This window comes from Pandoraea eparura (assembly GCF_902459725.1).
Classification (GTDB): domain Bacteria; phylum Pseudomonadota; class Gammaproteobacteria; order Burkholderiales; family Burkholderiaceae; genus Pandoraea; species Pandoraea eparura.
In genome coordinates this window covers 850625-863862 of sequence record NZ_CABPSH010000001.1, presented here as the reverse complement: position 1 = coordinate 863862, position 13238 = coordinate 850625, and the positions used below count along the sequence as shown (strand labels likewise).

11 protein-coding genes and 1 tRNA gene are annotated in these 13238 nt (G+C 64.7%); 4 read left to right on the top strand and 8 right to left on the bottom strand.

Going from position 1 to position 13238, the window contains the following annotated elements; all coding sequences use genetic code 11:
* The first annotated feature begins 255 nt into the window (after positions 1–255).
* The 4 genes from secA to PEP31012_RS03865 all read left to right on the top strand — a co-directional run bounded on the left by secA (position 256) and on the right by PEP31012_RS03865 (position 6085).
* On the top strand, positions 256–3051 hold the full coding sequence (gene secA, locus PEP31012_RS03880) for a preprotein translocase subunit SecA (protein ID WP_150587979.1): 2796 nt from the start codon (positions 256–258) through the stop codon (positions 3049–3051).
* 163 nt (positions 3052–3214) lie between these two features.
* Positions 3215–4444, top strand: a complete 1230-nt coding sequence (gene argJ / locus PEP31012_RS03875; RefSeq protein WP_150587978.1) for a bifunctional glutamate N-acetyltransferase/amino-acid acetyltransferase ArgJ — start codon at positions 3215–3217, stop codon at positions 4442–4444.
* Between the two features lie 219 nt (positions 4445–4663).
* Positions 4664–5545: an ATP-binding protein gene (locus tag PEP31012_RS03870; RefSeq protein ID WP_150587977.1), complete on the top strand. Its 882-nt coding sequence runs from the start codon at positions 4664–4666 to the stop codon at positions 5543–5545.
* Positions 5546–5650: 105 nt separating this feature from the next.
* On the top strand, positions 5651–6085 hold the full coding sequence (locus tag PEP31012_RS03865; protein ID WP_150587976.1) for an NUDIX domain-containing protein: 435 nt from the start codon (positions 5651–5653) through the stop codon (positions 6083–6085).
* A 172-nt stretch (positions 6086–6257) separates the two neighbouring features.
* On the opposite strand, the gene yacG is transcribed toward PEP31012_RS03865, so the two are convergent.
* The 8 genes from yacG to PEP31012_RS03820 all read right to left on the bottom strand — a co-directional run bounded on the left by yacG (position 6258) and on the right by PEP31012_RS03820 (position 13227).
* Complete coding sequence (yacG, locus tag PEP31012_RS03860) at positions 6258–6452, bottom strand: DNA gyrase inhibitor YacG (RefSeq protein WP_150587975.1); 195 nt, start codon at positions 6450–6452, stop codon at positions 6258–6260.
* A 4-nt stretch (positions 6453–6456) separates the two neighbouring features.
* The gene (gene zapD / locus PEP31012_RS03855; protein ID WP_017234742.1) at positions 6457–7212 is read right to left on the bottom strand and encodes a cell division protein ZapD; all 756 of its coding nucleotides are present in this window, start codon (positions 7210–7212) and stop codon (positions 6457–6459) included.
* 140 nt (positions 7213–7352) lie between these two features.
* Entirely contained in the window at positions 7353–7967 is a 615-nt protein-coding gene (coaE, locus tag PEP31012_RS03850; RefSeq protein WP_150587974.1) for a dephospho-CoA kinase, read from the bottom strand.
* A complete protein-coding gene (locus tag PEP31012_RS24125; RefSeq protein WP_281355405.1) occupies positions 7964–8959 on the bottom strand; it encodes a prepilin peptidase in 996 nt (331 codons plus the stop codon). Before PEP31012_RS24125 ends, coaE begins: the two co-directional genes overlap by 4 nt.
* Positions 8956–10176 carry a type II secretion system F family protein gene (locus PEP31012_RS03835; RefSeq protein ID WP_150587971.1) on the bottom strand — a complete coding sequence of 407 codons (1221 nt, stop codon included), beginning with the start codon at positions 10174–10176 and terminating at the stop codon, positions 8956–8958. The genes PEP31012_RS24125 and PEP31012_RS03835 overlap by 4 nt, the downstream gene beginning before the upstream one ends.
* 117 nt (positions 10177–10293) lie before the next feature.
* The gene (locus PEP31012_RS03830) at positions 10294–11490 is read right to left on the bottom strand and encodes a GspE/PulE family protein (protein WP_150587970.1); all 1197 of its coding nucleotides are present in this window, start codon (positions 11488–11490) and stop codon (positions 10294–10296) included.
* Between the two features lie 113 nt (positions 11491–11603).
* Positions 11604–12896 (bottom strand): HlyC/CorC family transporter, encoded by a 1293-nt coding sequence (locus PEP31012_RS03825; RefSeq protein ID WP_174978094.1) that lies wholly within the window; start codon positions 12894–12896, stop codon positions 11604–11606.
* Positions 12897–13150: 254 nt separating this feature from the next.
* A tRNA-Pro gene (locus tag PEP31012_RS03820) sits at positions 13151–13227 on the bottom strand.
* Between the last annotated feature and the right edge of the window lie 11 nt (positions 13228–13238).

The window sequence follows — 13238 nt, the reverse complement described above, 5'->3', positions numbered from 1 at the left end:
GGCCCGAACGCCGAAAACGCCGCACGGCCGGCGTCGGAGGCCGGCGGGACGTGCCACGACAGCATGCTAGAATCCATTTTTCAGTATAGGTATCGAACCGGAGCGAGGCCTGAGTGCCAAACACCGGTGACCCGCAGCGCGCAGGCGCGTCGGGCGGTTCGGCACGCGTGGGGCACGCCCCCGGACGCGCGCCGTTCCGTTTGCCGACCAAGTGCATGATTGCGATCGACATTTGCCGCCCTAACCAGTGATCCGATGATTCCCGGTCTTCTTAAAAAAGTATTTGGCAGCCGCAACCAGCGGCTTATCAAGCAGTACCAGAAAACCGTCGCGGCGATCAACGCCCTCGAGCCGCAGATCGCCCAACTGAGCGATGAGCAACTGCGCGGCAAGACCGAGGAATTCAAGCAACGTATCGCCCAGGGGGCGAGCGTGGATTCGTTGCTGGTCGAAGCCTTTGCGGTGTGCCGCGAAGCCGGCAAGCGCGTCCTCAAGATGCGCCACTTCGACGTTCAGCTGATCGGCGGCATGGTGCTGCACTTCGGCAAGATCGCCGAAATGCGCACGGGCGAAGGCAAGACGCTCGTCGCGACATTGCCCGCCTATCTGAACGCGCTCTCGGGCAAGGGCGTGCATGTGGTGACCGTCAACGATTACCTGGCACAGCGCGACGCCGAATGGATGGCGCGTCTGTACAACTTCCTGGGCCTGTCGGTGGGGATCAACCTGTCGCAGATGCCGCACGATGAGAAGCAGACGGCGTATGCGGCCGATATCACCTACGGCACGAACAACGAGTTCGGCTTCGACTACCTGCGCGACAACATGGTCTACGAGACCGAGCAGCGGGTACAGCGCACTCTGAACTACGCCATCGTCGACGAAGTGGACTCGATCCTGATCGACGAGGCGCGCACGCCGCTGATCATCTCCGGTCAGGCCGAAGATCACACCGAACTGTACGTGAAGATGGATCGCCTGCCGGCGATGCTCGAGCGTCAGATCGGCGAAGAGAAATCGGACGGCACGGGCGTCGAGGTGCCGGGCGACTACACGCTCGACGAAAAGGCGCGCCAGGTCTTCCTGACCGAGCGCGGTCACGAGAAGGCCGAGGAACTGCTCGCCGAGTGGGGCATGATCGCCGAGGGCGACAGCCTCTACGCGCCGCAGAACATCACGCTCATGCACCATGTGTACGCTGCCCTGCGCGCGCACACGCTGTTCCACAAGGATCAGCATTACGTGGTGCAGAACGACGAGATCGTCATCGTCGACGAGTTTACCGGCCGTCTGATGGCGGGTCGCCGCTGGTCCGAAGGTCTGCACCAGGCGGTGGAAGCGAAGGAGCGCGTCTCGATCCAGCATGAAAACCAGACGCTGGCCTCGATCACGTTCCAGAACTACTTCCGCATGTACGCCAAGCTTTCGGGCATGACGGGGACGGCGGACACCGAGGCGTTCGAATTCAACGAAATCTACCGTCTGGAGACGGTGGTGATCCCGACCAACCGTCCGCCCAAGCGGATCGACCGTCAGGATCAGATCTACAAGACGGCCAAGGAAAAGTACGACGCGGTCATCAAGGACATTCGCGATTGCGTGCAACGTGGCCAGCCGGTGCTGGTGGGCACGACGTCGATCGAGACGTCGGAGTATCTCTCGCAACTGCTCACGAGCGAGAAGCTGCCGCACCAGGTGCTCAACGCCAAGCAACACGCCCGCGAAGCCGAAATCGTGGCGCAGGCGGGCCGCCCGGGCGTCATCACCATTGCCACCAACATGGCCGGTCGCGGTACCGACATCGTGCTGGGCGGCAACGTCGAGAAGCAGTCGGGTTTCATCGAAATGGATGCGAACCTGTCCGAAGCCGACAAGCAAGCGCGCATTCAGCAATTGCAGGACGAATGGCAGGGCCTGCACGAGCAGGTGAAGACGGCCGGCGGTCTGCACATCATTGGCACCGAGCGTCACGAGTCGCGCCGCATCGACAACCAGTTGCGCGGTCGTTCAGGTCGTCAGGGCGATCCGGGTTCGTCGCGTTTCTACCTGTCGCTGGAAGATCCGCTGCTGCGCATTTTCGCGGGCGACCGCGTGCGCGCGATCATGGATCGCCTGAAGATGCCGGAAGGCGAAGCCATTGAAGCCGGCATCGTCACGCGCTCGATCGAGTCGGCGCAGCGCAAGGTCGAAGCGCGCAACTTCGACGTGCGCAAGCAACTGCTCGAGTATGACGATGTGTCCAACGATCAGCGCAAGGTGATCTACCAGCAGCGCAACGAACTGCTCGAAGCGCAAGACGTCTCGGAAACCATCTCGGGCATGCGTCAGAGCGTGTTCGAAGCGCTGGTGCGTACCTACGTGCCGGCCGGGACCGTCGAAGAGCAGTGGGACCTGAAGGGCCTGGAGACGGTGCTGCGCGAAGAGTGGCAGCTCGACTTGCCGCTGCAGTCGCGTATCGAAGGCGCTGACGAAATCGATGACGAGGACATCCTCAAGGAAGTGATGGAGGCGGCTGAAGCCTCCTATCAATCGAAGGTCGAACTGGTGGGGCGCGAGTCGTTCTCCGGCTTCGAGCGCTCGGTCATGCTTCAGAGCGTCGATTCCAACTGGCGCGAGCACCTGGCGGCGCTGGATCACCTGCGCCAGGGCATCCATCTGCGCGGCTACGCTCAGAAGAATCCGAAGCAGGAATACAAGCGCGAAGCGTTCGAACTGTTCGCGCAACTGCTCGAGACCATCAAGCTCGAAGTCACGCGCGTCATCATGAATGTGCGCATCCAGTCGCAGGAAGAGCTCGAGCAGGCGACCGAGGCGCTCGATGACAGCGCGGGCGGTCTGGTCAACGTCGAGTTCAAGCACGACGAACTCGAGACGGTGGGCGGCGACGGCGAGATCGACGAGGATGCGGGTCGTCCGGTAGTCTCTGCCCTGGCCCGCGCGGCCAGCGCGGCGGTGGCCGGCGGCGAGTTGTTGCCGAAGGTCGGCCGCAACGATCCGTGCCCGTGCGGCAGCGGCAAGAAATTCAAGCACTGCCACGGCAAACTGTCTTAAGATGTGAACCGATCGACGCGGCGCCGACTCAGGATCGGCGCCGCGTCGTTTGTAGCGCCGGTTTCTCGACCGGCCGCACCGATCAACCGCCGCCCCGGCGGAGTGTCGTGCCGACATCGTCAGGGCGGGAGCTGTAACGCTTATCTCTCGCGGGCGAACCCACATGGCCGTCAATTTCCCCTCGATCGAAGCCTCCCGACTGCACGCCGTTCCCGGCGTCGAACTGGGCTGGGCCGAAGCCAATATCCGCAAGCCGAACCGTAAGGACGTGCTGGTCATGCGACTGGCCGCCGGTAGCACGGTGTCAGGCGTTTTCACGACGAACCGTTTTTGCGCCGCCCCGGTAACGGTCTGCAAGACGCATCTGGCCGCGCAAGCGGGCATTCGCGCGCTGGTGGTCAACACCGGGAACGCCAATGCGGGCACCGGTGAACCGGGCATGGTCGCTACGCGTGCGACGTGCGACGCGCTCGCCAAGCTGCTGTCGGTCAACCCAAACCAAATCCTGCCGTTCTCGACCGGCGTGATTCTCGAGCCGCTGCCGGTCGAGCGACTGGTCGCCGGTCTGCCGCAAGCCATCGCCAACCTGGCGCCCGCGCACTGGTACGAGGCCGCGCAATCGATCATGACGACCGACACGCTGCCCAAAGCCGCGTCGCGCGAGATCGTGATCGACGGCAAGACGATCGTGCTCACAGGCATCAGCAAGGGCGCGGGCATGATCAAGCCGAACATGGCGACCATGCTGGGCTTCGTGGGTACCAATGCGCGCGTGGCGCAGCCGGTGCTCGATGCGCTGGTCAAGTACGTGGCGGATCGCTCGTTCAACGCGATCACCATCGACGGCGATACATCCACCAACGACTCGTTCATCGTGGCGGCCACGGGCCAGACCGATCTGCCGGAAATCGTCAGCACGGACACGCCGGCCTTTGCCGCATTCCGCGACGCCTTGCTGTCGATCTCGCAGGAACTGGCACAGTTGATCGTGCGCGACGGCGAAGGGGCGACCAAATTCATCACCGTCACGGTTGAAGGTGGCCGCGACGTGGCCGAATGCCGTCAGATCGGCTATGCGATCGGGCATTCGCCGCTGGTGAAGACGGCGTTTTACGCGTCCGATCCGAACCTGGGCCGCATTTTGGCCGCGATCGGCTATGCGGGCGTGAACGACCTCGACGTCAGCAAGATCGACCTCTATCTCGACGATGTGCTGGTCGCCCGCGCGGGTGGTCGCAATGCCGACTACCGTGAGGAAGACGGCCAGCGCGTGATGAAGCAAAGCGAAATCACGGTGCGCGTGGTGCTGGGCCGCGGCGACGCCGCCGCGACGCTGTGGACGTGCGACCTTTCGCACGATTACGTGAGCATCAACGCCGATTACCGTTCCTGAGCCCTGACGCGACGGCCGCGCACCTCCCACCCGGGGGGCAGGCCGTCGGCGCCGTAGGTCGATGCCCGACCGGCGTCGACCATGCGCCGGTGGCACTGGCCGGCAGTGTCGGTCTGGCGCCGGCAGGTGGCAAAAGCACCCCGGCACGCAGCGAAGGGAAACCACAACACGACGAAGCAACGACACGAGCGCCCGTGAGCGGCGCGGGGATTTCGAAGCATGGACAAGCTGGAGCAGTTCCTCACGCGCGCGGAAGGCGTGCTGGCCAGGTTGGAGGTGATGTTGCCGCCGGCCGCCCCCGAGATCGACTGGCACGCCGCGATGGCGTTTCGCTGGCGCAAGAAGCAGGGGCGCGGGTTCCTGCAACCCGTGGCGCATGTCTCTACCATCACGCTGGGCGATCTTCAGAACATCGAACGCCAGAAAGGGTTGATCGAGCAGAATACGCGCCAGTTCGTGCGCGGCGAGCCGGCCAATAACGTGTTGTTGACCGGCGCGCGCGGCACGGGCAAGTCGTCGCTCATCAAGGCCTGCCTGAATCAGTACGCCTCGGAAGGCCTGCGCCTGATCGAAGTGGACAAGGATGACCTGGTCGATCTGGGCGATATCGTCGATCTGATTTCGCAGCGTCCCGAGCGCTTCGTTGTGTTCTGCGACGACCTGTCGTTCGAGGACGGCGAGTCGGGTTACAAGGCCTTGAAAGTGGCGCTCGACGGCTCGGTGGCCGCGCAGTCAGACAATGTGCTGATCTATGCGACGTCGAATCGACGTCACCTGTTGCCCGAATATATGAAGGACAACGAAAGCTATCGCCACACCGAAGACGGTGAGATTCATCCGGGCGAAGTGATCGAGGAAAAGATATCGTTGTCCGAGCGATTCGGGCTGTGGGTGAGCTTCTATCCGTTCAAGCAGGACGACTACCTGACCATCGTCGGTCACTGGCTGCAGCATTTCGGCGTGCCGGCCGATCAGACGGAATCGGCGCGTCATGAGGCGCTGATCTGGGCGCTGGAGCGCGGCTCGCGCTCGGGGCGCGTGGCTTTCCAGTTCGCGCGTGATTGGGCGGGCAAGCTGCGCAGTGCGTCTCACGCCTCGTAATGTGCTGGCGAGCGGTGTGCCATGGCGCATGGGTTACGCCCCGCACGACCGAGAAACCGGCAGGCAGCGCAGGTTGCGCAGATGACGCAGGAATGGCGAAGGACTATGACAGATTCGAAACGATATGCGCCTGACGGGCGTGCCATCACGGAAGTGGCCGTCGGGGTAATGGTGCGCGCGGATGGCGCGGTGCTCCTGGGGCAGCGTCCGGCCGGCAAGCCGTACGCAGGCTATTGGGAATTCCCGGGCGGCAAGCTGGAGGCTGGCGAGTCGGTCGCTGCGGCGCTCGCGCGTGAGCTGCACGAGGAACTGGGCGTGACGGTGGAGCGCTGCGCGCCGTGGCGCGTTCTTGAGCACGATTACCCCCATGCCTATGTGCGTCTGCATTTCTGCAAAGTCACCGCATGGCAGGGCGAGCCGCATGGCAAGGAAGGGCAGGCACTGGCATGGCAGCGTCCGCCGGTGAGCGTCGAGCCGCTGCTGCCGGCGGCCCTGCCGCCGCTGAGCTGGCTCGCCGAGGAGATTGCCGCGAAGTCATAGCGTGCGTCGGCGGCGCGGTCTGACGTTCATGACGATCAGGTTGATCGATCGGTGGGGGCACGCATCTCGGATGCGCGCCCAGAAGTACGAAAGGCACCCGCGAGGGTGCCTTTTCTTTTTGCGTTGGGCGAAACCGTTGTGGTCCCCGTGGGGCGTCCAAGGCATCAGCGCATCAGCGTTGTGTCGGGTCGAGCGGGGCGTCTTGCGAGGGATCCTCGGGCGCGTCGGCGGGAATGGTGTACTTCTCCGCCGCCCAGGCGCCGATGTCGATCTGCTTGCAACGCTCCGAGCAGAACGGGCGGAATTTGGCCTGCGGGCCCCAAACCACTGGCTTGCCGCAGGTCGGGCAGTTGACGACGGTCGTCATGGGCTTAGAGATTGCAGAGCGTGAGCAGGAACGGCACGTCGCTGTCGACCGGACGCGGCTTGAGATCGCCGTCCTGCGTCGTAAAGCGCACCCACAGCATGTACTTGTTGGCGCTGGCCTCGGGAATCACGCGCAGTTCGGGCGCCACGCGCACCTGCATGAGCTGATAGACGCGGCCGGTCAGCATCTGCTGGTAGCTGCCTTGCTGCGCCATGGCCTTGCTGGCGTGACCCGACTCGCGGGCTAGCCCCAGCACGATGCCGAGGGCGTCGCGTATCGGAAACAGCGGGCCGATCCACTTGTCGATGTCCTGGCGGCGTTGCTCGGCATCGTTGTGGCGCCAGGCGTAATACGACGGCAGGTCGAAGCGGCACGTGCCGCCCGGGATCACTGAGCGACTGCGAATGCTCGCAAGCCATTCGTTGTCGTTCAGATGCTGGCCGGGCTTGCCGGGAATCTGGTTGAGATTCGCGATCGCCAGCTCGACTTCGCCGATGAATTGTTCGAGTGCGTCGGAGGCGATATCGGGATTGCCGCGATAGGTCGTCAACGTCTGACGCTGCCGGTCGAGTTCCTTGACCAGTTCGTTCTTCAGATCGGTGCGTCCGGCGATGTCGGCAATCTCGAACATCGTGATCAGCGCCGCGTGGTGATCGAGCGGCTGATCCTGCCCGACGAAAAAGGCAAAGCGCCCGAACAGCTCTTCCAGCCGAAGCAGCGTGCGAATGCGTTCGTTGAGCGGATATTCGTACAGGATCAAGCGCGTTGGCCCAGAAGTTGGCGCTTTTCAGCGTAATGGCGACATTCTAATGCCGGAATCTGTCGAGGCGCAACGCGAGTGGTCGCTCAATCGACGGTGGCGCGTGCGCGCGACGCCGTCCACGCACCCGCCAACATCGATCAACGACCTTCTGCCTGCGCCGCGAGCTTCAGATACGCGGCGTGCAAACGGTCGACCTGCGGGGCGAGCGAGGCATGCTGGGCGTCGTTGTCGATGACGTCGTCCGCCGCGGCAAGCCGTTGTTCCCGGCTCGCCTGCCGCGCCATGATCGCCAGCACCTGGTCGCGTGTGAAGCCGTTGCGGGACATGACGCGCGCGATCTGCGTCTGCTCGGTGCAGTCGACGACCAGCACGCGTTGCACGCGTTCGCGCCACCGACCGGATTCCACCAGCAGGGGCACAACGAAAATCAGATAGGGCCCTTGGGCTTCACTGGCGGCACGCTCGCACTCCGTGCGAATCAGCGGATGGGTAATGGCCTCCAGACGCGCCTTGGCGGCGTCGTTCGAGAAGACGGCTTCGCGCATGCGCGCACGGTCGAGCGAGCCGTCCGGGGCGACAAATGCGTCGCCGAACTCGCGCCGGATTGCGGGCATGGCCGCGCCGCCCGGGGCGGTGATGCCGTGCGCGATGGCATCGGTGTCGATGATGGCGATACCGTGCGTGGCGAACAGGTTGGCGACGGTCGTCTTGCCGCTGCCGATGCCGCCGGTCAGGCCGATGGCGTAAGTCATGGCGTTCCTCCAATCCAGATCATCAGACCGTTGCCGCCGAACAGCGTGGCGATGCCTGCTGCAGCGAGAAACGCGCCGAAAGGAAACATTTGGTCGCTGCGCAGTCGTCCAATGAGCCATGCGCTGCCGGCGATCACGATGGCGAGCAGGCACGCCAGCAGCAGGATCTGGAGCAGCGCGGTCCAGCCGAACCAGGCGCCCAGCGCCGCGTAGAGCTTGAAGTCGCCGAAGCCCATGCCTTCGCGACGACGTAGCCACCAGTAAACCCAATACAGCGCCCACAGGCTCAGATAGCCTGCCGCGGCCCCGATGACCGCGGCCGGGAGTGTTGCGAACCAGTGCCCGAGGTTGCACAGCAGGCCGGCCCACAGCAGCGGCAGCGTCAGGATGTCGGGCAGGAGCTGTGTGTCGTGGTCGATGTATGCGAGCGCGATGAGCGTCCAGACGAGGCCGAGTGCGCCGAGGCTCTGCCAGGTTGGACCGAGGCGCCACGCGACGGCGACGCTCAGCACGCCGCTGAGCAGAGATAGCTGCCAGCGGCGCGGCCGAGCGGTGTTGGCTAGCGGGGGCCGTGACGGCGTTGCTGAAGGGGCGGGCGACGCGGCGGGAGATGCATTAGGCAACGCGGCGGGTGATGCAGCGGGTGATGCCGCGGGTGATGTGGCAGGTGATGCGGCAGGCGAAGCGGCAGGCGAAGCGGCCAGTGATGGGCCGGATGCAATGGCGAGCGGCCCAGCCAGCACCAATGGCGCGCCGGGTGGGGCGGCCTGAGACACGGGGGCGTGCAGCGGCGACGGGTTCGCGGCGTCGACAGCCTGCATCTCTTCGAGCCACGCCCGTTCGATCGCAGCGGGCACGCGTCGGACGACGACATCGAGCCCAAGTCCGGCGACGACGCCCAATGCAGCGAACAGCGCGAAGCGCCAGTGAGGTTCCAGTTGCGCTAGCCAATCGATCGGCAGCAGCGCTGCGTAACCGCTTATGCCATTCATGCGACACCGTATCCGAGTTGGAACATCGGCAGGTACATGGCGAGGACCATGCCGCCGATCAGCAGGCCGAGAAGCGTAATCATCATGGGTTCCAGCGTCGCACAGGTACTCACCAGCGCGTGCGAGGCGTCTTCGTCGAGCAGGCCCGCGGCCTGGTTGAGCATGCGCCCGAGTGTACCCGATTCCTCCCCGATCACGGCGAGTTGCGCGATGACCAGGGGCCAGTGCGCATCGGCCTCGAGCGCGGTGGCGAGACGCATCCCCCGCGCGACCCCGCGGTGAACCTCGTGGGCCGCGCGCTGCATGACGAGGTTGCCGCATGCGCTCGCGGCGGCGTCCATAGCGTCGGGAAGCGCGACGCCCGCGTCGAGCAACGTGCCCAGGGTTCTGGCCCACCGGGCGGCGCTCAACATGCGCAGGATACGGCCGGCGCCCGGCAATCGTAAGCACAGACGATCGCGAAGCCGTCGCATTCGCGTGCTGCGGCGCAAAGTCGCCGCGATGACGAGCCCCGCGGCACCCAGCGTGGCCAGCAGCCACGGCCCGCTTGTCAGCGATGCGCGTGAGATGTCGATGAGCCATCGTGTGAGCATCGGCAGCGGTATGCCGCCTCCGGCGGCGCTGGCGAACAGACGCTCGAACTCGGGGATCACCCATTGGAGGAGCGCGATCACGACGGCCAACGCGACGCCCAGCACCGTCAACGGATAGGCGAGCGCGCGCTGGAGCTTCTCTCGCACACTGCGTGTGTGATCGTATTGTGTGCTCAGCCGCGCCAGCGTTGGGCCGAGCTGACCGCTCAGTTCCGCCGCGGCAATCAACTGGCAGTCAATGGCGCTGAAACGGCGGCTGGCCCGCGCCATGGCCTGCGCCAACGGATGCCCTCGCCCGACGTCCAGGCCGATGTCGGATGCGAGCCGCTTGAGTCCTCGCGTATGCGCGCCACGTGCGAGGACGTCGAGGGCTGATGTGAGCGGCACACCGGCCCCGAGCAAGGTGGCCAGGCGCCGGACGAGGTCGGTGGCATCGGCGGATCCGACACGCCCCACTGGGGTATATCGGCGCCCCGGGCGCAGATGCGTGACCGACAGGCGTTGGCCACGCAGCAGCAGACGCGCGGCGGCTTCACCGTGCGCGATGACCTCGCCGCGCCGGTATCGCCCGTCGGCGTCCTGACCTTGCCAGTGCCAGCGGCGGGGTTGCATCATCGGTGGCATGGGTCACCTCGTCGCGATGCGGCGCATGGCACGGGTGGCAGTGAGCGCACCGCCGCAATGTGCCCGGTGTATGCCAAGGCAAGCGACGCGTTGTGCCAGGCATGCGGCCTGCGGCGGTCAAGCGGGCGTTGTCGCATCGACATCCTCCTCGCTGACGGTGCCCGCGGCGCAATGCCAGAGCCCGGCTTCTCGCAACGTCATCACGCCTTCGCGCTGGGCTTGCGTCGCGAGTTCGTGCGGACTGCGTGCCTGCGCAATGTTGGTCGCCTGTGTCGCACTGATCGGCATCACCTGGAATGCGCCGATGCGCCCGGCGAAACCGGTGCCATGACAGCGCATGCACGGGTGTTCGGCCCGGGCAATGTTCCCTGGCGCACGACCGGGTTCGCAACCCGCCGGACATCGACGCCTGAGCAAGCGCTGTGCGCTGATGAGCAGCAACGTCGACGAGAGATTGAACGGTGCGACACCGAGATCGAACAAGCGTGCGAGGGTGCTCGTCGCATCGTTCGCATGCACGGTCGCGAAAACGAGGTGTCCGGTCTGAGCCGCCTGCACGGCGATCCCGGCGGTTTGCGCATCGCGAATCTCACCGACGACGAGTACGTCCGGATCCTGTCGGAGAAACGCGCGCAAGGCGGTCGCGAAGTCGAGCCCCGCGCGCTCGTTGAGATTGACCTGCGTGACACCCGGCAGACGGATTTCCACCGGGTCTTCGATGGTGACGATATTGCGCGACGTGTCGTTGAGCCGTCGCAGGCAACTGTAGAGCGAGACGGTCTTGCCGCTGCCTGTCGGTCCGGTCAGCAGGATCATGCCGTGGGGCCGGGCAATGGCGCGCGTGAGCGCTAGGTATTGCTTCGGCGTGTAGCCAAGACCTTCGAGCGAGAGTGGAACCTTTGCGCCGTCGAGCAAGCGCACCACAAGCTTCTCGCCGTGTAGCGTCGGCATCGCACTGACGCGGCACTCCACGGGCTCGCCCGCGTCGCGCCACACCATGCGTCCGTCCTGCGGCAGGCGCTTCTGGGCGATATCCAGATTGGCGAGCACCTTGAGGCGCGAGACGAGCATGTCGCGCCACGGCAAGGGCACATCGCAGTGCTCGTACAGATGGCCGTCGATCCGCAGCCGAATGCGAAAGCGTTGTGCCATCGGTTCGAAGTGCACATCGGACGCGCCTGCCCGAACCGCCTCGCCCAGCCGCTGTTCGAGAAACTGCAAGGGCGTCGTGGCGTCGCGCGAGGCGCGCGACCCGTCGGCTAAGGGTTCGGCTGCGGCTGCCGCGCTCTCGGATTGGGAAAAATGAAATGACATGACAGGGCCTGGCGAGTGCTGCGTGAAACGTCAGTCTCGTCAAAACCCTGGGGCGGCTCAATCGGAATTGCCCGAAAAATGGGCGGGTGTCACGTGCAGTGAACGGGGACGGCTCAATCCTGCGACGGCGTTCGCGTGCCCGGCTTGAACAGACGCACCATCTTGATTGCCTGATTGTCGATTTGCACGATTTCCATGCGAACGCCGCTGATCTCGAGGCTGACGGCCGCTTCGGGAATCTCGCGCAGCACTTCGAGGATCAGCCCGTTGAGCGTCTTCGGGCCATCCGTCGGCAGATGCAGGTTCAGCCGGCGGTTCAGGTCGCGCAGCCCCACGCCACCGCTGACCAGGCAATCGTCGTCCGACGTCCAGCCCGAGCGGCTGCCTCCCGTGCCCGGCATGCTGGTCGTGAACTCGCCGATGAGCTCCTCGATGATGTCCTCGGTGGTCAGCAGTCCTTCGACTTCGCCGTATTCGTTGACGACCAGACCCACGCGCCGGTGGTTCTCCTGGAAATACTGCAATTGGCGCAACGCGGGCGTGTCGCTCGGGATGAAGTACGGTTCGACGAGCAATGCGCGCAGCGTATCGGCCGAGAGATCGTCCGGGTGCTGCAGGGCGGCCAACGTGCGGCGCACCGGCAAAATACCGATGACGCGGTCGATGTCGCCGTCGTAGACCGGCAGCTTGTTGTGATAGCAGGTCGCGAGCTGCGAGAGGATCGTGTCGAGCGGCGCCGAGATGTCGAGCGCCTCGATGCGTGCGCGCGGCACCATCACGTCATCGACCGCGATGTTTTCGAGATCGAGCAGATTGAGCAACACGCTGCGCGGCTTGGTCGGCATGTAGTTGCCGGCTTCGAGCACGATGGTGCGCAGTTCTTCCGTCGTGAGGCGTGCTTCGCTCGCCGCGCGGCGCGTGTCGATGCGCAGCACGCGCAGCATGCCGCGCACGAAGCCGTTGAGCACCCAGACCAATGGCGCGGCCACCGTCACGATCGGTTTGAGTAGCGTGCTCGCCGGCAGTGCGATGCGTTCAGGATACGTTGCACCGACAATCTTCGGGCCGATCTCGGCAAAGATGATGATGAGCAGCGCAATGAGTGCTGTCGCGACCGATAGCGTAATGGCATCGTTACCGAAGTAGCGCACCGCGATCGACGTGGTGAGCACGGGCACGACGGTATTGATGACGTTGTTGCCGACGAGAATCGTCGAGAGCAGGGCTTCGGTGCGAGAGAGCAGCCCCTGCGTCGCACTGGCGCCGTGCACGTTCATCCTGACCAGGTGCTTCAGGCGATGGCGGTTGAGCGCCATCATGCTCGTTTCGGAAATGGAGAAGAATCCCGAGCAGACGATCAGGAGGGCGACGGCGCAAATCTGCGCCCACAAGGGCAAGGCTTCCAAGCGTTTGGGCGCGCGAGTGGCGCGAGCGGGTGGCAATGAGTTGCCACTATAGCAGAGGGGATGCGGGCGTCGTCCGAGCGGGTTGCGGGGTGAGCGGTACCGGCGCGTATGTGTTGGACGCCAAGCCATTCGCGCAACGTTGTTGACGCGTCGGCGCATCGAGATCGGCACCCATCTGCATTTGCAGCAGGCATAAAAAAACCGCCGGACGCGTCCGGCGGTTTTTTTGCTTTGCTCGTAAGCAAAGGTAATCCTGGTCGGGGTGAGAGGATTCGAACCTCCGGCCTCTACGTCCCGAACGTAGCGCTCTACCAGGCTAAGCTACACCCCGCTTCGATACTG